The sequence below is a fragment of the Aeromicrobium sp. SP1 genome, assembly GCF_055663785.1.
Genome location: NZ_JBQVVK010000001.1, coordinates 3,112,212 through 3,134,365, shown reverse-complemented (window position 1 = coordinate 3,134,365; position 22,154 = coordinate 3,112,212). Strand labels below are relative to the sequence as shown.

At 71.3% G+C, this 22,154-nt stretch carries 19 protein-coding genes and 1 riboswitch; of the genes, 9 read left to right on the top strand and 10 right to left on the bottom strand.

Annotated elements, in window-relative coordinates:
- Window positions 1-11 precede the first annotated feature (11 nt).
- Window positions 12-839 carry a hypothetical protein gene (locus ACT26F_RS15270; RefSeq protein ID WP_471671401.1) on the bottom strand — a complete coding sequence of 276 codons (828 nt, stop codon included), beginning with the start codon at window positions 837-839 and terminating at the stop codon, window positions 12-14.
- A gap of 8 nt (window positions 840-847) precedes the next feature.
- Window positions 848-2,374 carry a prenyltransferase/squalene oxidase repeat-containing protein gene (locus ACT26F_RS15265; RefSeq protein ID WP_471671400.1) on the bottom strand — a complete coding sequence of 509 codons (1,527 nt, stop codon included), beginning with the start codon at window positions 2,372-2,374 and terminating at the stop codon, window positions 848-850.
- 79 nt (window positions 2,375-2,453) lie between these two features.
- A riboswitch (cobalamin riboswitch) is annotated at window positions 2,454-2,588 on the bottom strand.
- Window positions 2,589-2,706: 118 nt separating this feature from the next.
- On the opposite strand from ACT26F_RS15265, the gene ACT26F_RS15260 reads away from it, so the two are divergent.
- Window positions 2,707-4,602: an acyl-CoA dehydrogenase family protein gene (locus ACT26F_RS15260; RefSeq protein ID WP_471671399.1), complete on the top strand. Its 1,896-nt coding sequence runs from the start codon at window positions 2,707-2,709 to the stop codon at window positions 4,600-4,602.
- Window positions 4,603-4,718: 116 nt separating this feature from the next.
- Complete coding sequence (locus ACT26F_RS15255) at window positions 4,719-5,483, top strand: hypothetical protein (RefSeq protein WP_471671398.1); 765 nt, start codon at window positions 4,719-4,721, stop codon at window positions 5,481-5,483.
- A 55-nt stretch (window positions 5,484-5,538) separates the two neighbouring features.
- Here the strand turns inward: ACT26F_RS15255 and ACT26F_RS15250 are convergent, their stop codons facing one another.
- A complete protein-coding gene (locus ACT26F_RS15250) occupies window positions 5,539-6,039 on the bottom strand; it encodes a MarR family winged helix-turn-helix transcriptional regulator (RefSeq protein ID WP_471671397.1) in 501 nt (166 codons plus the stop codon).
- Window positions 6,040-6,195: 156 nt separating this feature from the next.
- On the opposite strand from ACT26F_RS15250, the gene ACT26F_RS15245 reads away from it, so the two are divergent.
- From ACT26F_RS15245 to ACT26F_RS15230, 4 genes are read left to right on the top strand one after another with little or no spacing between them, the layout of a single operon-like run.
- Window positions 6,196-7,218 carry an iron-siderophore ABC transporter substrate-binding protein gene (locus ACT26F_RS15245; RefSeq protein WP_471671396.1) on the top strand — a complete coding sequence of 341 codons (1,023 nt, stop codon included), beginning with the start codon at window positions 6,196-6,198 and terminating at the stop codon, window positions 7,216-7,218.
- A complete protein-coding gene (locus tag ACT26F_RS15240; RefSeq protein ID WP_471671395.1) occupies window positions 7,215-8,249 on the top strand; it encodes a FecCD family ABC transporter permease in 1,035 nt (344 codons plus the stop codon). The genes ACT26F_RS15245 and ACT26F_RS15240 overlap by 4 nt, the downstream gene beginning before the upstream one ends.
- A complete protein-coding gene (locus ACT26F_RS15235) occupies window positions 8,246-9,307 on the top strand; it encodes a FecCD family ABC transporter permease (protein WP_471671394.1) in 1,062 nt (353 codons plus the stop codon). Before ACT26F_RS15240 ends, ACT26F_RS15235 begins: the two co-directional genes overlap by 4 nt.
- On the top strand, window positions 9,304-10,101 hold the full coding sequence (locus tag ACT26F_RS15230) for an ABC transporter ATP-binding protein (protein WP_471671393.1): 798 nt from the start codon (window positions 9,304-9,306) through the stop codon (window positions 10,099-10,101). The genes ACT26F_RS15235 and ACT26F_RS15230 overlap by 4 nt, the downstream gene beginning before the upstream one ends.
- A gap of 15 nt (window positions 10,102-10,116) precedes the next feature.
- On the opposite strand, the gene menB is transcribed toward ACT26F_RS15230, so the two are convergent.
- Window positions 10,117-10,938, bottom strand: a complete 822-nt coding sequence (gene menB / locus ACT26F_RS15225) for a 1,4-dihydroxy-2-naphthoyl-CoA synthase (RefSeq protein WP_471671392.1) — start codon at window positions 10,936-10,938, stop codon at window positions 10,117-10,119.
- Between the two features lie 25 nt (window positions 10,939-10,963).
- On the opposite strand from menB, the gene ACT26F_RS15220 reads away from it, so the two are divergent.
- A complete protein-coding gene (locus tag ACT26F_RS15220; protein WP_471671391.1) occupies window positions 10,964-11,713 on the top strand; it encodes a helical backbone metal receptor in 750 nt (249 codons plus the stop codon).
- Here ACT26F_RS15220 and ACT26F_RS15215 read toward each other — a convergent pair whose 3' ends face one another.
- From ACT26F_RS15215 to ACT26F_RS15190, 6 genes are all read right to left on the bottom strand, one after another.
- Complete coding sequence (locus ACT26F_RS15215; RefSeq protein ID WP_471671390.1) at window positions 11,714-13,165, bottom strand: NAD(P)/FAD-dependent oxidoreductase; 1,452 nt, start codon at window positions 13,163-13,165, stop codon at window positions 11,714-11,716.
- A gap of 62 nt (window positions 13,166-13,227) precedes the next feature.
- Window positions 13,228-14,226: a hypothetical protein gene (locus ACT26F_RS15210; RefSeq protein ID WP_471671389.1), complete on the bottom strand. Its 999-nt coding sequence runs from the start codon at window positions 14,224-14,226 to the stop codon at window positions 13,228-13,230.
- Window positions 14,227-14,376: 150 nt separating this feature from the next.
- Complete coding sequence (gene clpB / locus ACT26F_RS15205; protein ID WP_471671388.1) at window positions 14,377-16,968, bottom strand: ATP-dependent chaperone ClpB; 2,592 nt, start codon at window positions 16,966-16,968, stop codon at window positions 14,377-14,379.
- A 134-nt stretch (window positions 16,969-17,102) separates the two neighbouring features.
- On the bottom strand, window positions 17,103-18,581 hold the full coding sequence (locus tag ACT26F_RS15200; RefSeq protein WP_471671387.1) for a PTS ascorbate transporter subunit IIC: 1,479 nt from the start codon (window positions 18,579-18,581) through the stop codon (window positions 17,103-17,105).
- Between the two features lie 28 nt (window positions 18,582-18,609).
- On the bottom strand, window positions 18,610-18,885 hold the full coding sequence (locus ACT26F_RS15195) for a PTS sugar transporter subunit IIB (protein WP_471671386.1): 276 nt from the start codon (window positions 18,883-18,885) through the stop codon (window positions 18,610-18,612).
- A gap of 11 nt (window positions 18,886-18,896) precedes the next feature.
- Window positions 18,897-19,343 carry a PTS sugar transporter subunit IIA gene (locus ACT26F_RS15190; RefSeq protein ID WP_471671385.1) on the bottom strand — a complete coding sequence of 149 codons (447 nt, stop codon included), beginning with the start codon at window positions 19,341-19,343 and terminating at the stop codon, window positions 18,897-18,899.
- Between the two features lie 114 nt (window positions 19,344-19,457).
- On the opposite strand from ACT26F_RS15190, the gene ACT26F_RS15185 reads away from it, so the two are divergent.
- The gene (locus ACT26F_RS15185; RefSeq protein ID WP_471671384.1) at window positions 19,458-20,480 is read left to right on the top strand and encodes an agmatine deiminase family protein; all 1,023 of its coding nucleotides are present in this window, start codon (window positions 19,458-19,460) and stop codon (window positions 20,478-20,480) included.
- Between the two features lie 13 nt (window positions 20,481-20,493).
- Complete coding sequence (locus ACT26F_RS15180) at window positions 20,494-22,152, top strand: amidase (RefSeq protein ID WP_471671383.1); 1,659 nt, start codon at window positions 20,494-20,496, stop codon at window positions 22,150-22,152.
- The last annotated feature ends 2 nt before the right edge of the window (window positions 22,153-22,154 follow it).

The window sequence follows — 22,154 nt, the reverse complement described above, 5'->3', positions numbered from 1 at the left end:
GCATGGAAGGTTCAGGCTCCTCGCCGGCGCCGCCAGACGACGCCTCCCGCGGCCGCCAGGACGGCCAGCACCAAGCCTGCCACGAGCACGATCCCCACGTTCGAGGTCGACTCCTCGGCCGAGGCGGGGGTCGCGTCGGCCGTCTGCGCGGCGCCGTCCGCGGCGCTCGCCGCCTCGGAGCCGGTCGCGGTCGGCGCCCCGGTCGACGGGGTGGCCGTGGTCGGGGTCGTGGGCGTGGTGCTCGGCACCGTGGTGGCGCCGGAGGTCGGAGCGGTGGTCGCGGTGGTGCCCGCGGCGGCGGGCTTCCCCTTCGTGGTGCCGGACGAGCCCTTCGCGCTGCCGCCGGAGGTGCCGGAGCCGCCGGAGCCGCCCGAGCCGCCGGTCGGTGCCGCCGACGTGGGCGTCGCGGTGCGCGGCGTCATCGTGGGCCACGTCCGCGAACTGGAGGTCTGGAACACGAAGGCGACCCAGCCGCCCTTGGGCACCTTGAGCGAGGTCACGCCTCGGCTCGAGTACGACCAGCGGCCGGAGGTGCCGTCCGACCAGAACAGGCCCCAGTAGGCGTCGGCCGGTGGCGTCTCCGTGCACGGATCCGAGGCCGGTGAGCCGTCGATCCGACACACGAACCCGCTCGCGAGCGCGGCATAGGTCAGCGCGTGCCCGGCGTCGACGAAGTTGTTCGCGGCGACACCGCCGCCATCGGCGTCACAGCCGACCGACGCGTTGACGACGACCGTCACCCCGGTGCCCCCGGAGCACGCGGCCGCCTCCGCCGGGGCCGCGATGCCCACGCCGCCGGCGGCGACCCCGAGGAGGGCCGCCGCCAGCAGGCGACTCATGCGAAGGGTCACTTCACCACCGTGAAGGTCTTCGTGCCGGTGCGGTTGGCGAAGGCGCCCTTCACGACGACCTTGGCCTTGCCGAGCTTCGTGCCGACCTTGAAGCGGTACGTGTAGGTGCCGCCGGGCGAGGCCACGCCCGACTTCACGAGCGAGCCGCGCACGAAGATACGCACGGGCTCCCTCGCGGCGAGGCCGGAGACCTTGACCGTCTGGACCTTGGTGCGCTTGACCTTGGCGGCGGCGAGCTTGACCCCGACGGACTTCGCGGCCAGGACGGTCGCCGTGGTCGAGCCGGCGCGGTTGCTCCGCGAGCCGGTCACGGTGACGGTCCGGGTGGCCGTTCCCGCGGGCGCCTTCAGCGCGACGGAGACGGTTCCGCCCGCCGGGACCGTGCCGCTCACACTCGTCCCGCCGGAGATCCGCGCCGTGTACTTCTCACCCGCGGCGAGTCCGGTCGCGGTCGCCCTGACGGTGCCGCCCGCGGTCGTGAAGGTCGCGGGCTGCTTCACGGTCACCGAGCCGGCCGGCAACAGCGCCTGCAGGCCCGCGGCCGCCTGGCTCGTCGCGAGGATCCACGAGCCGAGGTCGGTCGAGCCGATCCCCGAGGACTTCGCGGAGGACAGGCCGTAGTCGTCGTACGCGATCGCACCGGCCTGGGTCGCGAGGTGGGCGGACCCGTCCGCGACCGACTCGGTGACCTGGTGCGCGAGCAGCCAGGCAGCGGCCGAACCTGCTGCGCCCTGCTGGCCGACGAGCGCCAGCGCGCTCGCCGCGAGCCCGGTGGAGTTGGAGTTCGAGCCCCACTCGGAGCCGAACGAGCCGTCCGCCTGCTGCGCCGCGAGCAGTGCCCCGGTGGCGGCGTCGACGTCGTCCTGCAGGTTCGCGTGACCGGCCTCGTCCGCCTCGACGAGGGCCCGCAGCGCGGCGGCGGTCGTGTCGACGTCGATGATCGCCGGGCAGCTTCCCGTGTAGTCCCGGAACGAGCCGTCGGCGCACTGCTGTCCCAGCAGCGACGTGATGGAGGCGTTCGCCTTGGCGCTGTCGGCATCGACGAGGGCGCGCGTGACGTAGACGTGGTTGAGGCCGCCCTCGGCCCCCGTGGTGATCCCGCTCGTGGCGTCGGTCGCGGTCTCGACGTCGCCGATCAGGTCGCGGCCGTCCACCGCGTGCGGGTCGCCGCCCGTGAGGTCCACGGCGAGGGCGAGCTTCGCCTTGCGTCCCGGCGTCGTCAGGAAGTCGTCGCCGTGGGCGACGACGGCGTCGACCATGCGCCCCTGCAGCGGCTCCTTCGTGCCGAGATCCGCCAGCGTGAAGACCACGTCGAGGCTCGTGCCGTAGTCGGGGGCCGGCAGGCCGGTCGACCAGTCCGGGTAGACGATGACGTCGTCGACCAGCTGGTCCTCGAGCCACCGGGCGGCCGAGTAGCTGTAGGTGTTGGGCGCCGCCGTGGCGGCGGGGCTGACGGCGACGGCCGTCGAGAGGGCGACCGCACCGAGAGTGGTGGCGGTCAGCGCACGGGTGCGCAACTTCATGGGGGGTCCTTCCCGCTGCAAAGGCGGGAGGTGGAACGCCGGTGGGCCGGAGTCCGTCCCGCTGTGTTCCTCGACAGCGCGTGGTCGGTCCCGTCAGGCAGGTCTTCCGGCTGCCCCCGAAGGGGATCACGGTTGCGGGTCAGCGCCGGATTCGCACCGGCTTCCCCTGACACTGCGGGAATTTGTTGAGTTGTGAGCACGTGAACTGTAACAACGACCGACCCGCGGCCACGCGGCGAGGACGGATCCTTCGGCATTGCGGTGACCAGGGCCACCGCAACGCATCAAGATCCGTCCCCCTGTGGCGGGCCCGCGCCAGTAGCGTGGCCGCCATGACTCTCGGTGACGAAGTGCGGCGGGCGATCGACGGCAAGTGGCGGCACGTGCGGGAGCAGAGCCGGGCCGAGCTCGCCACGATGGACCTGGCGTACGACCACTCGCTGTCCCTCGACGAGGCGCGCGACCGGGTGCTCGGGCAGATGCGCGGGCTCGTGCCGACCGGCATCCCGGCCGCCGGCTTCCGCACCGAGAACGGCGGCACGGGCGATCCCGGCATGGCCGTCACGGGGATCGAGATGCTGGCCCAGTTCGACCTCTCGCTCATGGTGAAGGCCGGAGTCCAGTGGGGGCTCTTCGGCGGTGCGATCGAGAACCTCGGCACGCAGCGACACCACGAGGCCTACATTCCTCCGCTCATCTCCCTGGACCTGCTCGGCTGCTTCGCGATGACCGAGACGGGCCACGGCAGCGACGTCCAGAGCCTCGAGACCACGGCCACGTACGACCCGGCCACGCTCGAGTTCGTCGTCCACTCCCCCACGCCGTCGTCCCGCAAGGACTACATCGGGGGCGCCGCGCAGCACGCCCGCGTCGCCGCCGTGTTCGCGCGCCTGGTCACGCTCGGCGAGGACCACGGCGTGCACTGCTTCGTCGTCCCGATCCGCGACGAGGACGGGGCCGACCTGCCGGGCGTCACCACGAGCGACTGCGGGTACAAGGGCGGCCTCGGCGGTGTCGACAACGGCCGGATCATGTTCGACGAGGTCCGGATCCCGCGCGCGAACCTGCTGAACCGGTACGGCAACGTCGCCGAGGACGGCACCTACACCTCGCCCATCGAGAGCGGCAACGCCCGGTTCTTCACGATGCTCGGCACGTTGATCCGCGGCCGGGTCAGCGTCGGCGGGTCGGCCCGCGCCGCGGCCGAGGTCGCGCTCAGCATCGCCACGAGATACGCGCTCGAGCGACGTCAGTTCGAGGGCGCGCCGGGCGAGGAGACGGTGCTCCTGGACTACCGCGTGCACCAGCGCCGGCTGCTCCCCCTGCTCGCCGAGGCGTACGCATATCGGTTCGCCCAGAACCAGCTCGTCGCCCGCATGGACCGCCTGCAGACCGAGTCCGAGCCCGAGCCGCACGCCCAGCGGGAGCTGGAGGGCCGCGCCGCCGGCCTCAAGGCGATCCAGACGGCGTTCGCGACGCGGTCGATCCAGGAGTGCCGCGAGGCGTGCGGCGGTGCCGGCTACCTCGCGGAGAACCGGCTCACGACGCTCAAGGCCGACAGCGACGTGTTCACGACGTTCGAGGGCGACAACGTCGTCCTGCTGCAGCTCGTCGCGAAGGAGCTGCTGACGTCGTACGCGAAGGACGTGCAGGGTCTCGACCCCGTGGCCATGGTGCGGTTCGCCGCGGGCACGGTCGCGGACACGGTCAAGGAGCGCACCGCCGCCGCCCAGCTGATCCAGCGCCTCATCGACGCGCGCTCCGGCGACGCCGACGAGCACGACCTGCTGCACCGCGGCACCCAGCTCAACCTCTTCGAGGACCGCGAGCAGCACGTCATCGAGACCGCCGCCCGCCGGCTGCGCCGGGCCGGGAAGGACCGGGCGAAGGCGTTCGCGGTCTTCAACGCGGCGCAGGACCACGTCCTCAAGATCGGTCAGGCGCACATCGACCGCGTCGTGCTCGAGGCGTTCACGGCCGGCATCGCCCGCTGCGAGGACGAGCAGGCCGCCGACCTGCTGCGCGACGTGTGCTCGCTGTACGCGCTCACCGTGATCGAGCGGGACAAGGCGTGGTTCATGGAGCACAACCGCCTCTCCGACGACCGCGCCAAGGCCGTCTCGCGCGAGATCAACGCCCTCCTGGACCGGTTGCGCCCGCACGCGCTGACCCTCGTCGAGGGGCTCGGCGTGCCCGCCGAGACGCTGGACGCCGCCCTGCTGGGGTGACCCACCCCCGGAAACGGGGGGATGGTGTCCGAAACCGGGTCACGCACGCCGGAAAACGGTAGTCGCCGTGTCAGACTGCTCGTGCTCTACTGCTGCCACATCTACTCGGGGAGATCATGAACCGACGCCTGTCCTCGGCCGCGCTCGCTGCCGCCGCCGCCCTCACCATCTCGCTCGCCACGCCGATCGCCGCCCACGCGGACGAGTCGTCGACGCTGAGCCGCTCCGCCACCTCCGGCACGGTCGCCTCGGCCGCCGTGACCCCGGCCGTCGTGACCTCGGGCTCCGCCCGCCTCACGTCCGGCGGGACGATCACGAGCAGCACCTACGTGTACGCCCAGACCCAGGCGAGCGTCGCCGCGTCGGCCGGCTCCAGCTGGTTCGTCAAGGGCGACGTCTACGTCAACGGCCGCCTCGCCGCCGCCGACCAGTACATCGCGTCGTACAAGTACCCGTCGAGCAGCGTCTCCTGGCCCCGGTCCGCCGGTTACGGCACGGTCCAGCTGCGGGACGTCCACGTCGAGGCCTACGACGCGGACTACGCCTTCACCGACACGCCGCTGGCCGCCAGCAACGTCGTCCCGGTCAAGCGCGGGATCGACTACGGCTACGGCTCGCTCGTCAAGAGCGGCAAGAAGCTGACGATCAAGGCGAAGGGCTGGCGCACCTACGAGGCGAACGGCTCGAAGAAGTCGCTGCGCAAGATCAAGCTCCAGCGTCACTACAAGGGCAAGTGGCGCAACTTCAAGAACATCAAGGTCAACGCGTCCGGCAACGGCAAGATCGTGTTCAAGCAGAAGAAGAAGTTCAAGTACCGGCTCGTCCACCCCGGCTCGAGCACGATCGTGACCTACGCGACGGGCGCGTCGCGCAAGATCTGACGCACCTCGCGCGAGAGCGCCGGTCCGCCTTCGGGCGGGCCGGCGCTTCGTCGTCTCAGGAGGTCGAGTCGGCCCAGTCGTCGCGGCGCAGGACCGTGAGCAGCTCGTGGATCGAGCGCTGCTGGTCCGGCGGCAGGGCCGTCAGTCCGAACTCGATGCCGGTCAGCGCCGCGGTGGCCTGCTCCAGCACGACCTCGCCCTCGGGCGTGAGGGAGGCCAGGGCGCGGCGGCGGTCGCTCTCGTCCACCTTGCGGTCGACGAGACCGTCGGCGACGAGCCGGTCGATGAGGTTGGTGACGGACGTCGGATGGACCATGAGCCGCTCACCGATCTTCGACAACGGCAGATGGCCCGCCGTGCTGAACGACAGCAGGCGCAGCACCTCGAAGCGGGCGAACGTGATGCCGAAGGGCTTGAGCGTGCCGTCGAGCCGCGCGCTGAGGATCTGGTGGACCCGCATGATCGAGGTCGCCAGACGCATCGAGGTCGCGTCGCCGATCCGCTCCTCCCACAGCTCGCCGGCGCGCTCGAGTGGGTCGAAGTCCAGTCCGGGCATGGACCCCACCGTACCGGCGCGGGCGCGGCGATCCGGGGTGCGCGGGCCGGGCGCCACGCCACCGGAAGTCGCCGGTGTGACGTACCCCCGGATGACAGTCCCGGCACCGGGCGGTTAGCCTAGGCTTACCTACCCCTGCGTACGAAAGGCATTCCGTTGCGTCTCGCACGAATCCTCGCCGCCGCGACCCTCGCGTTCGGTCTCACCGCCTGTGGCTCCTCCGACGACACCGACTCCGGCTCGGACCCGGCCGCCTCGGGAGACGCCTTCCCGGTCACGATCGAGCACCAGTGGGGCGAGACGACGATTGAGAAGCAGCCCGAGCGGGTCGCGACCGTCGCATGGTCCAACCAGGACAACGCGCTCGCGCTCGGTGTCGTGCCGGTCGGCATGCCCAAGATCACGTATGGCGACGACGACTCCGACGGCATCGCCGTGTACGTCAAGGACAAGATCGACGAGCTCGGCGCCGAGACCCCGGCCCTGTTCGACGAGACCGACGGCATCGACTTCGACGCGATCGCGGCCACCGAGCCCGACCTGATCCTCGCGCCCGTCTCGGGCGTCACCGAGGAGGAGTACACGACGCTCAGCAAGATCGCGCCGACCGTCGCGTACCCCAAGGGCACCGCGTGGACCACTCCGTGGCGTGACGCGCTGACGATCACCGGCAAGGCCCTCGGCAAGTCCGACGAGGCCGAGGCCTTGGTCGCCGACCTCGACGCGCAGATCGCCGAGGAGGCCGCCAAGTACCCGCAGATCAAGGGCACCACGGCCGTCATGAGCTGGATCGACCCCTCGGACCTGTCGAAGGTCGGCTTCTACACGTCGCAGGACACCCGCGCGGCGTTCCTCAACGATCTCGGCTTCGCGACGCCGCCTTCGGTCGAGAAGGCGTCGCAGGGCGCCGAGTCGTTCTTCATCGAGGTGAGCGCCGAGAAGGCCGACACCCTCGACGACGCCGACGTGTTCGTCGGCTACGGCGACGACGCGGCCCTCAAGAAGGCCCAGGCCGACTCCCTGATCGGCAAGATCCCGGCGATCGAGCGTGGCTCGGTCGCCCTGCTCGAGGACAACTCCCCGCTCGCGGGCGCCGTCTCGCCGTCGGCCCTGTCGATCCCGTGGATGCTGCCGGAGTACACGAAGCTGCTCGGCGATGCGGCGGCGAAGGTGCAGTGACCCAGACCGTCGTACAGACCACCTCCGGGGGCTCCGCGACCGCGCGGCGTCCCCGGTGGTGGCTGGCGGTGGCCATCGCGGCCGCCCTCGTGGCCGCGTGCGCGTCCGTCGCGTTCGGCTCGCGGGTCGTGAGCCTGCCCGACGTGTGGCACGCCGTCACGGTCGGCGGCGAGGACGTCGCCTCGGCGGCCGTGCGCAGCCGCGTGCCGCGCACGATCCTGGCGCTGCTCGTCGGGGCCTCGCTCGCGATGGCCGGAGTCATGCTGCAGGGCGTCACCCGCAACCCGCTCGCCGACCCCTACATCCTGGGCATCAACTCCGGCGCGTCCCTCATGGTCGTGATCGGCATCGCGTTCTTCGCGATCCACTCGATGCAGGGCTACATCTGGTTCTCGCTGGCCGGCGCGACCCTCTCGGCGGTCTTCGTCTACACCGTCGGGTCCCTCGGCCGCGGTGGTCCGACCCCGCTCAAGCTGGCGCTCGCCGGAGCCATCACGACGGCCGCGCTGAGCTCGCTGACGAGCGCGATCCTGCTGCCGCGCACGGACGTCATGAACGTCTTCCGGTTCTGGTCCGTGGGCGGCGTCGGCCGCGCCGAGAACGCGGACACCCTCACCGTCCTGCCCTTCCTCGCCCTCGGGACGGTGCTGTGCATCGCGACCGCGAGGTCGCTCAACCTGCTCGGGCTCGGCGACGAAGCCGCCGCCGGGCTCGGCGTGCCGGTCGTGCGCGTACGGCTCGTCGGCACGGCCGCCGGCATCATCCTCGCCGGCGCCGCCACGGCGCTCGCGGGACCGATCGGCTTCGTCGGCCTCGTCATCCCGCACCTCGTCCGCATCGTGATCGGGGCGGACCATCGCTGGCTGCTGCCCGTCTCGGCGTTCGCCGGAGCGGCCCTGCTGACGCTCGCCGACGTCGTCGGGCGGGTCATCGCCCGACCCGAGGAGATCGAGGTCGGCATCATCACCGCCCTGATCGGCGCGCCCGTGTTCATCTGGGTCGTGCTCACGAAGACGGGAGCGAGCCGATGACCGTCACCGACTCCCAGGCCCCCATGACCGCCGACGGCGTCGCCCTCGTGCGGCGCGCCCGCGACCGCGCGGGTCGCCGCGTCGCCCTCGTCGTCGCCGGGCTGACCGTCCTGCTCGCGGGCCTGTTCCTGTTCGCGCTCATGTACGGCGAGCATCCCTATTCGTTCGGCGACGTCGTGCGCGTCATCGCCGGTCAGCAGGTCCCCGGCGCCAGCTTCACGGTCGGCGAGCTGCGGCTTCCACGCGCTGTCCTGGCCGTCCTGGCCGGTGCCGCGTTCGGCATGGCCGGCGTGACGTTCCAGACGATGCTGCGCAATCCGTTGGCGAGCCCCGACATCATCGGGATCACGAACGGCGCCAACGTCGCGGCGCTGTTCCTCATCCTCGTCGTCGGCGCCTCCGGGCTGGTCGTGTCGCTGGCCGCCGTCGTCGCCGGCGTCGGCACGGCGTTCGCGATCTACCTCCTCGCGGCCCGGGGCGCCGTCGTCGGGACGCGACTGATCCTGATCGGCATCGGCGTCGCGGCGATGCTCAACAGCGTCACGTGGTACCTGCTCGTCGGGGCGAACCAGTGGGACCTCGCCGCGGCCATGCGCTGGCTGACCGGCAGCCTGAACCTCGCCTCGTGGGACGACGTGGCCCTGCTCGCGCTCGCCTTCGCGCTGCTCACGCCCGTCGTGGCCGCCCTGGGCCGCGACCTGAGCCTGCTGCGGCTGGGCGACGACGCGGCCGCCGGACTCGGCGTGCCCGTCGAGCGGAGCCGCCGCCTGCTCGTGGTCTCGGCCGTGGGCCTGGCCGCGTTCGCGACCGCCGCGACCGGCCCGATCGCGTTCGTCTCGTTCATGGCGGGGCCGATCGCGACCCGCCTCGTCGGTCCGCGGGGCGCGCTCGTCGTGCCCTCGGCCCTCGTCGGCGCGGCGATCGTGCTGGCCTCGGACCTCGCGGGGCAGTTCCTCTTCGAGAACCGCTACCCCGTCGGCGTCGTCACCGGAGCCCTCGGCGCGCCGTTCCTCGTCTACCTGCTGATCCGTTCGAACCGCACGGGAGGTTCCCTGTGACCGCCACCCTGTCCACCCAGTCGCTCACCCTCGGGTACGGGGACCGCACGATCGTCGACGAGCTCGACCTCGAGCTGCCCACCGGCGTCATCACCGCGATCGTCGGCGCGAACGCGTGCGGCAAGTCCACAATGCTGCGCGGGATGGCCCGCCTGCTGTCCCCAGAGTCCGGTCGGGTCCTGCTCGACGGCAAGGACATCCACGCCGTCTCGACGAAGCAGGTCGCGCGCACGCTCGGCCTGCTCCCCCAGACGCCGATCGCGCCCGAGGGCATCACGGTGGCCGAGCTGGTCGCCCAGGGTCGTCATCCGCACCGTCGCGCCTTCAGCCGGTGGACGGCCAACGAGGACGCGATCATCGCGTCGGCCCTCGAGGCGACCGGCGTGCTGGATCTCGCCGGCCGGGTCGTCGACGAGCTCTCCGGTGGCCAGCGTCAGCGCGTCTGGATCGCGCTCGCGCTCGCCCAGCAGACCGAGGTGCTGCTGCTCGACGAGCCCACGACGTTCCTCGACGTGTGCCACCAGGTCGAGGTGCTGGACCTGCTGACCGACCTGAACCGCGACCGCGGCACGACGGTGGCGATGGTGCTGCACGACCTCAACCTCGCCGCGCGCTACGCGGACCACCTCGTGGCCGTGCACCACGGTCAGATCCACGCGCAGGGCACCGCCGAGGAGGTGCTGACCGAGGAGACGGTCAAGATCGTCTTCGGCCTCGACGCCCGCGTCGTGCAGGACCCCACGAGCGGCCGCCCCATGATCCTGCCCCTCGGCCGCCACCACGTGCGGACGTGAGGCACCGCCGAGAGGTCAGGGCCGGCGCGGGAAGCTGCTGAAGTCCGGGGTGCGCTTCTGCTTGTAGGCGTCGCGGCCCTCGTGGGCCTCGGCCTGGCCGTAGAAGAGCAGGTTGGCGTCGTGGGCGAGCTGCTGGATGCCGGCGTAGCCGTCCTCGTGCGCGTGGAAGCTGAGCTTGGACAACCGCACCGCCCACGGCGAGAGGGCGAGGATCTCGCGGCACCACTTCAGCGTCTCGGCCTCGAGGTCGGCGAGCGGGACGACCGTGTTGACCAGGCCCATCCGCATCGCCTCCGGCGCGTCGTACTGACGGCACAGCATCCAGATCTCCTTGGCCTTCTTGGGCCCGACGAGGTCCGACAGGATGCTCGAGCCGTAGCCGCCGTCGAACGAGCCGACCTTGGGTCCGACCTGGCCGAAGCGGGCGTTGTCGGCGGCGATCGTCAGGTCGCACACGAGGTGCAGCACGTGGCCGCCCCCGATCGCCCAGCCGGCGACCATGGCGATGATCGGCTTGGGGGTGCGGCGCATCTGCACGTGCAGGTCCGTGACGTCGAAGCGGCCCGTGGCGCCCTCGTCGGACTTGTACCCGGAGTCGCCGCGCACCCGCTGGTCACCGCCGGAGCAGAACGCCTTGTCGCCCTCGCCGGTGAGCACGATGACGCCGACCGACTCGTCGTCACGGGCCCACGTCAGCGCTCGCGAGATCTCCCGGATCGTCTGCGGCCGGAAGGCGTTGTGGACCTCGGGGCGACAGATCGTGATCTTGGCGATCCCGTCCTCCGTGGTCTCGTAACGGATGTCGGTCCAGTCGCCGGCGGCGGTCCACTCAGTCATGCTGCTCACCTTAGGCTGGCCCTCGATGCACGATGACCTCGGCTTCGACGTGGCCGTTCCCGCCCCCGCCCGCCGGGTGGTCTCGCTCGTCCCGTCGCTCACGGAGGCGATCGCCGCGACCCGGCCCGCGGCTCTCGTCGGCGCGACCGACTGGTGCACGCACCCGGCCGACCTCGACGTGGCACGCGTGCGCGGCACCAAGAATCCCGACCGTGCGGCCATCACGGCGCTGGCTCCCGACCTCGTCGTGGCGAACAAGGAGGAGAACCGCGAGCTCGACGTCGCGCGACTGCGGCAGGCCGGCGTGCCCGTGTGGGTCACCGACATCGAGACGGTCGATGGGGCCCTCGCGTCGATGCGCCGACTGTTCGCCGAGGCCCTCGCGTGGGGCGTCCCGGACTGGCTCGTCGAGGCGCAGGAGGTCTGGGCCGCACCGCCTCCGCCGGCCCGCAGGCGCGTCGCCGTAGCGATCTGGCGCGACCCGTGGATGGTGGTCGGCCGCGACACGTTCACCGGCGACCTGCTCGGCCGGCTCGGTCTCGTGCACGCGTTCGCGCAGGCCGACGACCGCTACCCGCACATCGACCTGGATCGGCTGGACACGTCGGAACTCGACCTCGTCGTCCTGCCCGACGAGCCCTACGTCTTCACGCCCGACGACGGACCGGAGGCATTCGAGCGCGTACCGACCGCGCTGTGCAGCGGCCGGGCGCTCACCTGGTACGGGCCGTCATTGCTGACGGCCCGCGCGGAGCTCGCGGCCCTGCTGGGCTGATCAGGACTCGTCGTACTCCGACGTGACCTTGGCCGACGCCTTGGCGCGCGCCTCCTGCGTGGCGGCCTTCCGCACGGCGGTCTTCTTCGACTCCGCCGCCGCGGCCTTCTTCGCGGCCTTGCGCGCCGACTTCTTGGCCGGCTGCTCCGAGTCGGTGCCCGCGCCGAGCACGAGCGGCTCGTGCGCGATGACGTACGGCGTCTCGCCGACGATCGCGTTGTGGGTGTGCCACGAGAAGTACTTCAGCGACAGGTTGGTCATCGTCGCGAACCGGTTCCGGTTGCCCAGCAGCAGGGCGACGTGGACGGTCACCCAGATGAACCACGCGACGAAGCCCTTGAGCCGCGGCAGACCACGGACCTGCGCGATCGCCGACGCGCGACCGATCGTGGCCATCGTGCCCTTGTCGAAGTACTTGAACGGCTTGGGCTCCTTCGAGCCCGTCTCGCGCGCCTTGATGACCTTGGCGACGTGCTTGCCGCCCTGGATCGCCGGCTGGCCCAGCTGCGGCAGCGGCGAATCGGGGTTGACCGAGACGTCGCCGATCGCGAACACGTTCGGCAGGCCGCGCACCTCCTGGTGCTCGTCGACCTCGATGCGACCGCCGCGGCCCTGCGGCACGCCCCAGCTCTTCACGACGTCGTGCGCCGTCACGCCGGACGCCCACACGACGATGCCCGCGGGCAGGAACTCCTGCGTGCCGTCGTGCTCGATGAGGACGCCGTCGGACCGGACCTCCTTGACCGCGGTGCGGAGCCTCAGGTCGACCTCGCGCTTGAGCAGCTCCTTCTCGGCGTACTCGCGCAGCTTCGGGTGGAACGGCGCCAGCACGACCTCACCCATCTCGACGAGGGTGATGTAGATGCGGTTGCGGTCCAGCTCGGGATAGGTCGTGGGCATGTCGAGATTGCGCATCTCGGCGAGCGCGCCGGCCGTCTCGACACCGGTCGCACCGCCGCCGACCACGACGACGCGCAGCTCGCGGTCCTGCCCGTTGATCGCGGCGTCCTCGAGGTTCGCGAACAGCAGGTCGCGCAGCGCGAGCGCCTGCGAGCGGCGGTACAGCGGCATCGCGTTCTCGGCGGCGCCGGGGATGCCGAAGAAGTTCGCCGTGACGCCGTTGGCGAGCACGAGGTAGTCGTACGTGACCGTGATGTTGCCGTCGAGCAGGACCGTCTTCTCGGTGTGGTCCATCTCGATGACGGTGCCCTTGAGGAAGCGCACGTTGTCCTGCTTCGAGCGGATCGCGCGCAGGAACCACGTGATGTCGCCGGGGTTCAGGCTGGCGGTCGCGACCTGGTAGAGCAGCGGCTGGAAGGTGTTGTACGTGTGGCGGTCGATCAGGGTGATGTCGACGTTCGCGCGCTTGAGCTTGCGCACCACCGCGAGTCCCCCGAAGCCACCTCCGACGACGACGACGTGCGGACGACTGGAACTCGGGACGACGGCCATATGTCCACCCTAACGAGCGATTTCCCCCAAGCCACACGGGCGACCGGGGGGTGTGAGCAGCATCATGCCCGGCGGAACCACGCCTTCGTCTCCACGCGGGACAACTGCACGACGACGATGATCGCCCCGACGATCCAGACCGCGCCGATCGGCAGGCCCAGCGCCGCGACGGCCGCCGTCAGGACGCTGGCGGCCAGCAGGGCCCACCAGCCCGACCGGTGACCCGTGGCGGCCAGCATCGTCGCCACGATCCCGCACAGCGACACGACGAACCACACCGCGAAGATCCAGGTGCCGAGGGTGACGAGCTGCTCGGCGGTCATGCCCGCGGAGTCGAGCTCCTTGCTCAGCAGCTCGGAGTCGGCGTACTGCGCCACGACCTGGTCGCGCAGGAGCACGACCGCGAGCAGCAGCAGACCCGACACCCCGGCGCCGAACAGCGATCCGAGGCCGGCGATCCCGAGGGCGAGCCTCAGTGAGCGGGGGCGGCCCGGGGCGACCGGCGACGCAGGGAGTCCGCCGTGCTGGGCTGGGTCGTAGGGCGGCGGCTGCGAGCCCAGCGGGGCGACGTTGGCGGGCGGCGGCGTGGGCGCGCCGACCGAGGGGGCCGCGCCGAGCGACAGCGGCGTCCGGCCGTTGACGATCGCGAACCAGTGCCGCGCCGGGGCGTTCCACAGCAGGTAGAGGACGAGGGCCGCCAGCACCGCCGGAAGCACGCCCGTGAGGCCCGCGAACATGAACGTGACGGCCGCCAGCGCGGTCAGCACGCTCAGCCCGATCCGCGACGCCTGGTGCCCGCGCGCCGCGTACACCGCGAACACGGCTGCGGCGATCGCGCCGACGAGCATCGCCATGACGACCCAGCGCAGCACCGGCAGGATCGTGTCGAGGTCGACCGACGCCCCCAACTGCTCGAAAGAGGACCGCAACGCGTCCTGCATCTCGAGGGAGCCCCAGCCCGAGAGCGTCTGGGCGAGGACCACAGCCGTCAGCACTCCGCCGAGGCCGCCGTACACGCAGCCCAGCGTCACCGACCGCGGCCTGGGGGCTGTCTCGGACATGTGTCCGATCCAACCAGACCCGCCCTGAGGTGGGGCCGTCGGTTTACCACGGTCCCTCGGTTTCCCTACGTCACCCCGGGGCACCTTGGTTCCTCCCTCGGTGAGTTTGCCGAGGGAGGAACCAACGAACCGTGGGACCGTGGTAAACCGTCAGGCCCGGCGGACCGTCAGCTCGTCGGCGTCGGGCTCGCGGTCGACGAGGACGGTGTCGCCGTCGCGGACCTCGCCGGAGAGCAGCTCCCGGGCGAGGCGGTCGCCGATCGCCTGCTGGACGAGGCGGCGCAGCGGGCGGGCGCCGTAGGCCGGGTCGAACCCGGTGAGCGCCAGCCACTCCTTCGCGGCGTCGGTGACCTCGATCGAGATCCGCCGCGCCTCGAGCCGCCGGCCCAGCGAGCCGAGCTGCAGGTCGACGATGCGGGTCAGGTCCTCGACCCCGAGGGCGTCGAACATGACGACCTCGTCGAGCCGGTTCAGGAACTCCGGCTTGAACGCCATCCGGACGACGTCCATGACCCGGTCGCGCTTCTCCTGCTCGGCCAGCGCCGGGTCGACCAGGAACGCCGAGCCGAGGTTCGACGTGAGGATCAGGATGACGTTGCGGAAGTCGACCGTGCGGCCCTGCCCGTCGGTGAGCCGACCGTCGTCGAGCACCTGCAGCAGGATGTCGAAGACCTCGGGATGGGCCTTCTCGACCTCGTCGAGCAGCACGACCGAGTACGGGCGGCGCCGCACGGCCTCGGTCAGCTGACCGCCCTCGTCGTAGCCGACGTAGCCCGGAGGGGCACCGACGAGGCGTGCGACGGAGTGCTTCTCGGCGTACTCGCTCATGTCGATGCGCACGATCGCGCGCTCGTCGTCGAACAGGAAGTCCGCGAGCGACTTGGCCAGCTCGGTCTTGCCGACGCCGGTCGGTCCGAGGAACAGGAACGAGCCGGTGGGCCGGTCGGGATCGGAGATGCCCGCGCGGGCGCGGCGCACGGCATCGGACACCGCGGGCACGGCCTCGCGCTGGCCGATCAGGCGACGGCCGAGCTCGTCCTCCATGTGCAGGAGCTTCTCGGTCTCGCCCTCGAGCAGGCGGCCGGTCGGGATGCCGGTCCACGAGGCCACGACCTCGGCGACGTCGTCCGTGCCGACCTCCTCGTGCACCATGCGGTCGCCGGTGGCGGCACTGGCCTCGGCGGCCTGCGCGTCCTCCAGCTGCTGCTCCATCGCGGGGATGTCGCCGTAGAGGAGGCGACTCGCGGTGGCCATGTCGCCCTCGCGCTGGGCACGCTCGGCGGCGATGCGGGCCTCGTCGATGCGCTCCTTGATCTCGCCGACGGCGTTGAGGCTGAGCTTCTCGGCCTCCCACCGCTGCTCGAGGGCGCGCAGCGACTCCTGCTTGTCGGCCATCTCCTGGCGCAGCTTGGCCAGCCGCTCCTGGCTCGCCTCGTCCTTCTCGTTCTCGAGGTGCAGCTCCTCCATCCGGAGCCGGTCGACGGACCGGCGGAGCACGTCGATCTCGACGGGGCTGGAGTCGATCTCCATGCGCAGGCGGCTGGAGGCCTCGTCGATGAGGTCGATCGCCTTGTCGGGCAGCTGACGGCCGGGGATGTAGCGGTGCGAGAGGGTCGCGGCCGCGACGAGCGCGGAGTCGGCGATCTCGACCTTGTGGTGGGCCTCGTACTTCTCCTTGAGGCCACGCAGGATCGCGATCGTGTCCTCGACACTGGGCTCGCCCACGTAGACCTGCTGGAAGCGGCGCTCGAGGGCGGCGTCCTTCTCGATCGACTCGCGGTACTCGTCGAGCGTCGTGGCGCCGATCATCCGCAGCTCGCCGCGGGCCAGCATCGGCTTGAGCATGTTGCCCGCGTCCATCGCGGAGTCGCCGGTCGCGCCCGCCCCGACGACGGTGTGCAGCTCGTCGATGAACGTGACGATCTGGCCGGCGCTCTCCTTGATCTCCGCGAGGACGGCCTTGAGCCGCTCCTCGAACTCGCCGCGGTACTTCGCCCCGGCGACCATCGCGCCGAGATCGAGGCTGACCAGGCGGCGGCCGCGCAGCGACTCGGGGACGTCACCGTCGATGATGCGCTGGGCGAGGCCCTCGACGACGGCGGTCTTGCCGACGCCGGGCTCGCCGATGAGCACGGGGTTGTTCTTGGTGCGGCGGCTCAGCACCTGCACGACCCGACGGATCTCGGCGTCGCGGCCGATGACGGGATCGAGCTTGCCCTCGCGGGCCAGCTGCGTGAGGTCGATGCCGTACTTCTCGAGCGCCTGGTACTGGTCCTCGGCGTCCTGGCTGGTCACGCGGGCGGTGCCGCGGACGGCCTCGAAGGCGGCCGTGAGGGTGTCCGGGGACGCGCCCTGCGCCTGCAGGACGCGCTGGGCCGGTCCGGCGACGGTGGCGACGCCGACGACGAGGTGCTCGCTCGACACGAACTCGTCGCCGAGCTCGGTCGCGAGGTCGATCGCGCGCTGCAGCGCCTCGTGGGTGGCGCGTGCGAGAGAGGGGTTGCCGACCGTCGCGCCGCTGGCACTGGGCAGGGCGGCGATCTCGGAGGCGAGGCCGGTCAGGACGGCCTGCGGATCGGCGCCGGCCGCCGTCAGCAGCGGTGCGGCGGTGCCGCCCTCCTGCGTGAGCAGCGCGGTGAGGAGGTGTGCCGGCTCCACGGTGGGGTTGCCGGCGGCAGCGGCCTGCTGCATCGCGGCAGCGAGGGCCTGTTGGCTTCGCGTGGTGAGGTGGTTCAGGTCCATGCCAGATTCAACGCGGCCAAAGTTGAGTCCATTCCGCTCAACTCTGAAAAAGTTCGGCCCCGCTGGGAGTGACGTTCGAGGGGCGATTCCGGCGAATCCACCCCTCGAACGTCACTGCCAGCGGCCACAGTGGGTCACGGCGAGTTGCCGGCCGCCTTCTCGGCCTCGGCCTCCGCGGCGAGGTACTCCTCGCGGGGGCCGCCGGGGATCCAGCCCGTGTCGACGACGCGCACCTGCCAGATCGAGGCGGCCACGACGAGCACGACCGCGATCAGCAGGACCAGGAAGATCCCGAGTGCCGACGGACCCAGCAGGCTCACGCCGATCAGGGTGCCGAACCAGCCGAAGTCGGCATCGCCGAACGTCGAGTTCGAGAAGCCGAACTCGCCGAGCACCTGCAGCAGCAGCGCCGGCAGGATCGTGATGACGACACCGTTCACGAAGCCGCCGACGACGGCACCGATGCGGCCTCCGGTCGCGTTGCCGAACACGCCTGCGCCACCACCAGTGAAGAAGTGCGGCACCATGCCGGGCAGGATCAGCGCCAGGCCGAACGCGGGGTGCAGCCACAGCGCCAGCAGGCTCAGCATCGCCAGGCCGCCGACGAACGACGAGATGAAGCCGATCAGCACGGCGTTGGCGCCGTACGGGAACACGATCGGGATGTCGAGCGCGGGCTTGGCGTCGGGCACGACCTTCTCCGAGATGCCCTGGAAGGCCGGGACCAGCTCGCCCAGCACGGTGCGCACGCCGTAGAGGATGATCGCGACGCCGACGCCGAACTGCAGCGCCTGGCCGAAGGCCGCCATGATGACCGAGCCGATGTCGGCGGCGCCGAGCAGCTCCTTCGTCTTGGCGGGCTCCACGATCAGGCCCCACACCGCGAACACCATGTAGATGAGCACCATCGACATCGCCGTGGCGACCATCGAGTCACGCAGGAAGCGCAGGTTCTGCGGGAAGTCGATCTCCTCGGTCGACTTGCTCTTCTTGCCGAACGCCTGGCCCGATGCGCCGGCGGCGATGTAGCCCAGGGTGCCGAAGTGACCGATCGCGATCGTGTCGTCGCCGGTGATCTTCTTCATCCACGGATGCGCGAACGCCGGCATCACGACCATGATCACGCCGAGCAGGATCGCGCCGAGCACCACGGTGAGCCACGAGCCGCCCGTGCCGAGCCCGACCGAGAGCACGACGGTGAGCATGAGCGACATGAACACCATGTGGTGACCGGTCAGGAAGATGTAGCGCAGCGGCGTGAAGCGGGCGAGCGCGAGCATCACGATGAAGCCGAGCACGAGGACGTAGGCGCTGCGGGCTCCGTACTTCTCCGAGGCGATCGCGGTGATGACCTCGTTCGTCGGGATCACGCCCTGGGCACCCGTGACCTCGAGGATCAGGTCGCCGAGCGGGGTCAGCGCCGCGACGACGACCCCCGCGCCGGCGCCGAGGATCAGGAAGCCCATCGTCGCCTTGAGGCCACCGCCGATGACCTGGCCGGCGTTGCGCTTGAGGGCGATCAGGCCGATGGCCGTGATGATGCCGATGAGGTAGGCGGGCACGTTGAGGATCTCTTGCCCGATGAAGTCGAGTATGTCGACGAACCAGTCCATGACTTTTCTCCTTGCCGGTGGTCGCGCGTCAGGAAACGAGCGGGGTGAGCTTCTCGGTGATCTCGGGCAGGCTCATGAAGTTGTCGATGACGACGACCTTCGCGGGCACGTCACCGATCTCGTCCACGAGTTCGGCCGACGTCAGCACGACGTCGGCGGAGCGGGCCGCACCACGGGCGACCCCAATGTCGGCGGCTTCGACATCGGCATCGACACCGAGCTGGCGCAGCACCTTCTCGGCGTTCATCTTCAGCAGGACGGAGGTTCCGATGCCCATCCCGCAGACAGCGACGATCTTGATCATGGAGTGACCTTTCAATGGGAGGAGAGGATGTCGAGCACCGCGGCCGGGGACCCCGCCCCGCGCAGCGAGGCGAGCAGATCGGCATCGGCGAGGACCCCGGCGAGCGAGGCCATCAGGGCGATGTGGCCGTCGTGGTCCTTCGCGGCGAGCCCGACCACGAGCCACACCGGATCGTTCTTGGCGTGCCCGAACTCGACGGGCTCGGCGAGCTGGACCCAGCTGATGCCGGGCTTGAGGACGGCCGGGGAGGGTCGCGAGTGCGCGAGCGCGATGCCGGGTGCGAGCACCATGTAGGGACCCAGCTTCTCGACGGCCGCGATCATCTCCCGCGTGTACTCGTCGGTGGTGACGTCGGTGCGCGTGAGCAGCTCGCCCGCGCGCTCGATCGCCGCGCGCCAGTCGGCCGCGGCGACCTCCACGGCGACGGCGTCCTCAGACAGTGCATCGGCCAGACTCATCGATCCCGCCCCCTTGCCGGTTCGACCAACTGAGGCGAGGCTATCGCTCCGAGAGGGTCTTTTGTCTAACGGTGGACATTACGCGTGTCGCACGTCACTTGAGAGGATCGAGCCATGACATGGCGCATGCCGGCCGAGACGGCCCCGCAGGAGCGGGTCTGGATGGCCTTCCCCCGTCCGGGACAGACCCTGGGCGACGATGCGGAGTCGGCGGCCGAGGCCTACGACGCCTGGACCGCGGTGGCCCACGCGGTGCTCGGCTTCGCGCCGGTCACGATGGTCGTCGACCCGGCCGCACTGCCCGAGGCGCGGCGCCGGCTCTCCGCCGAGATCGAGGTCCTCGAGGCCCCACTCGACGACTTCTGGATGCGCGACATCGGCCCGACGTTCGTGACCGACGGCGAGCGCCTCGGCGCGGTCGACTGGGTGTTCAACGGCTGGGGCGCGACGCCGTGGTCGACGTGGACCCGCGACCGCGAGATCGGCACGGTCGTGGGTACGGCGGCCGGCGCCGAGGTGATCGGCTCGATGCTCGTGAACGAGGGCGGCGCGATCCACGTCGACGGCGAGGGCACGGTGCTGCTGACCGAGACGTTGCAGCTCGACCCCGGCCGCAACCCGTGGGCGACGAAGGCCCAAGTCGAGCGCGAGCTGGCCCGCACGATCGGCGCCACGACAGCGATCTGGCTGCCCCGCGGGCTGACCCGCGACTACCAGCCCGGCGGCACCCGCGGCCATGTCGACATGGTGGCCGCGTTCGCAGAGCCCGGTGTCGTCCTCCTGCACTGGCAGGACGCGGCGAACCACCCCGACCACGCGGTGTGCCGGCAGGTCCGGAGCGTCCTCGAGTCGGCGGTCGACGCGGCCGGTCGGACGCTCGAGGTGATCGAGCTGCCCGCGCCCACGACCCTGACCGACGACGAGGGCTTCGTCGACTGGAACTACGCCAACCACCTCGTGGTCAACGGCGGGGTCGTCGCGTGCGGGTACGACGATCCGGTGACCGACCGGCGGGCCGCCGCGATCCTCGCCGAGGCCTATGGCCGCGAGGTCGTCACGGTCGACGCCCGACCGATCCTCACGCGCGGTGGCGGCATCCACTGCATCACGCAGCAGCAGCCACGGGTCACCCCATGAGCGCCGCCCGACCATGAGTCGCTTCGAGGTGGCGGAGGCCTCGATCGGCGACCAGCGCGCGGCGCTGGCGGACGGCCGGACGACCGCCGTCGAGCTCGTGGAGGCGCACCTCGCACGCATCGCGGCGTACCCCGACCTGAACGCCGTCCCGGTCCTGGCGCCCGACGCGCTCGACGAGGCCCGCGAGAGCGACGCGCGCCGGGCTCGCGGCGCGACGCGCGGCCCGCTCGACGGGATCGCGTACACCGTCAAGGACAGCTTCCTGACCCGCGGACTGCCGGCCGCCTGCGGCTCACCCGCCTTCGCAGACCTCGTCGCCACCCGCGACGCGTTCAGCGTCGAGCGCCTGCGCGCGGCGGGAGCGATCCTGCTCGGCCGCACGACGATGCCCCCGATGGCGAACGGCGGCATGCAGCGCGGCCTGCACGGCCGGGCCGAGAGCCCGTACTCGCGCGACCACCTCACCTCGGCGTTCGGGTCCGGCTCGTCGAACGGCTCCGGCACGGCGGTCGCGGCGAGCCTGTGCGCCTTCGGCCTCGGCGAGGAGACCTGGTCCAGCGGTCGCGCCCCGGCGAGCCACAACGGCCTCGTCGCGTACACGCCCTCGCGCGGGGTGATCTCGGTGCGTGGCAACTGGCCGCTCGTACCGACGATGGACGTCGTCGTTCCGCACACCCGCAGCGTGGCCGACCTGCTGGAGGTGCTCGACGTGCTGGTCGCGCCCGACACCGACCGGCGGGGCGACCTGTGGCGGATGCAGGAGTGGGTGCCGATACCGGGTCCCGCCATCCGGCCCGAGCACTACGCCGACCTGCGCGACCCCGAGGTGCTGAGCGGTACCCGCATCGGGGTGCCGCGGATGTACGTCGGCGACGACCGCGGACCGTTCCCCGTGGCGACCCGGCCCAGCGTGATCGACCTGTGGCAGGCGGCGGCCGACGACCTGCGGGCCCTCGGGGCCGAGATCGTCGAGACCGACTTCCCGGCGGTGCAGCGCTACGAGGCCGGGGCGCTGGTCGAGCTCGGCTGGGTGCCGCAGGAGTTCCTCGACGCCGAACTGTGGGACCTCGCGGTCGGGGCATGGGACGACTTCCTCGCCGCGAACGACGACCCGCACCTGCGACGACTGGTCGACGTCGACGGATCGCGGATCTTCCCGCACCCGGCCGGCGCCCTGCCGGACCGCTACGACTCGCCGTACCTGCCGCCGCGCTACACCGACGACGCGATCGACCTCGCGCAGTACGTCGAGTACGCCCGGGCGGGCGTGCCGCGCTGGTGGGAGGTCGCCGGGATCGAGGCCGGCCTGCGCGGGCTCGAACGGGCCCGACACGAACTGCTCGAGGACTGGATGGACGACCTGGGGCTGGATGCCGTGACGTTCCCGACGATGGCCGACGTGGCACCGGCGGACGCCGACGTGAACCCCGCCTCGGCCGACCTCGCGTGGCGCAACGGCACGTGGGTCGCTAACGGGAACCTCGCCATCCGGCACCTGGGCATCCCGACCGTCACCGTGACGATGGGCCTCATGGCCGACACCCGGATGCCCGCGGGCCTGACCTTCGCCGGCCGCGGCTGGGACGACAACCGGCTCCTCGCGTTCGCGGCCGCGTTCGAGGCGGCGCGCCCGCGCCGGGTGCCGCCGCCGCTGGCGCCACCGCTGGGCTGAAC

What these genes read in the sequence shown, in the direction of transcription:
- ACT26F_RS15270 (WP_471671401.1), bottom strand. Translation starts at nt 839, where the DNA reads ATGAGTCGCCTGCTGGCGGCGGCCCTCCTCGGGGTCGCCGCCGGCGGC.
- ACT26F_RS15265 (WP_471671400.1), bottom strand. Translation starts at nt 2,374, where the DNA reads ATGAAGTTGCGCACCCGTGCGCTGACCGCCACCACTCTCGGTGCGGTC.
- ACT26F_RS15260 (WP_471671399.1), top strand. Translation starts at nt 2,707, where the DNA reads ATGACTCTCGGTGACGAAGTGCGGCGGGCGATCGACGGCAAGTGGCGG.
- ACT26F_RS15255 (WP_471671398.1), top strand. Translation starts at nt 4,719, where the DNA reads ATGAACCGACGCCTGTCCTCGGCCGCGCTCGCTGCCGCCGCCGCCCTC.
- ACT26F_RS15250 (WP_471671397.1), bottom strand. Translation starts at nt 6,039, where the DNA reads ATGCCCGGACTGGACTTCGACCCACTCGAGCGCGCCGGCGAGCTGTGG.
- ACT26F_RS15235 (WP_471671394.1), top strand. Translation starts at nt 8,246, where the DNA reads ATGACCGTCACCGACTCCCAGGCCCCCATGACCGCCGACGGCGTCGCC.
- menB (WP_471671392.1), bottom strand. Translation starts at nt 10,938, where the DNA reads ATGACTGAGTGGACCGCCGCCGGCGACTGGACCGACATCCGTTACGAG.
- ACT26F_RS15220 (WP_471671391.1), top strand. Translation starts at nt 10,964, where the DNA reads ATGCACGATGACCTCGGCTTCGACGTGGCCGTTCCCGCCCCCGCCCGC.
- ACT26F_RS15215 (WP_471671390.1), bottom strand. Translation starts at nt 13,165, where the DNA reads ATGGCCGTCGTCCCGAGTTCCAGTCGTCCGCACGTCGTCGTCGTCGGA.
- ACT26F_RS15210 (WP_471671389.1), bottom strand. Translation starts at nt 14,226, where the DNA reads ATGTCCGAGACAGCCCCCAGGCCGCGGTCGGTGACGCTGGGCTGCGTG.
- clpB (WP_471671388.1), bottom strand. Translation starts at nt 16,968, where the DNA reads ATGGACCTGAACCACCTCACCACGCGAAGCCAACAGGCCCTCGCTGCC.
- ACT26F_RS15200 (WP_471671387.1), bottom strand. Translation starts at nt 18,581, where the DNA reads ATGGACTGGTTCGTCGACATACTCGACTTCATCGGGCAAGAGATCCTC.
- ACT26F_RS15195 (WP_471671386.1), bottom strand. Translation starts at nt 18,885, where the DNA reads ATGATCAAGATCGTCGCTGTCTGCGGGATGGGCATCGGAACCTCCGTC.
- ACT26F_RS15190 (WP_471671385.1), bottom strand. Translation starts at nt 19,343, where the DNA reads ATGAGTCTGGCCGATGCACTGTCTGAGGACGCCGTCGCCGTGGAGGTC.
- ACT26F_RS15185 (WP_471671384.1), top strand. Translation starts at nt 19,458, where the DNA reads ATGACATGGCGCATGCCGGCCGAGACGGCCCCGCAGGAGCGGGTCTGG.
- ACT26F_RS15180 (WP_471671383.1), top strand. Translation starts at nt 20,494, where the DNA reads ATGAGTCGCTTCGAGGTGGCGGAGGCCTCGATCGGCGACCAGCGCGCG.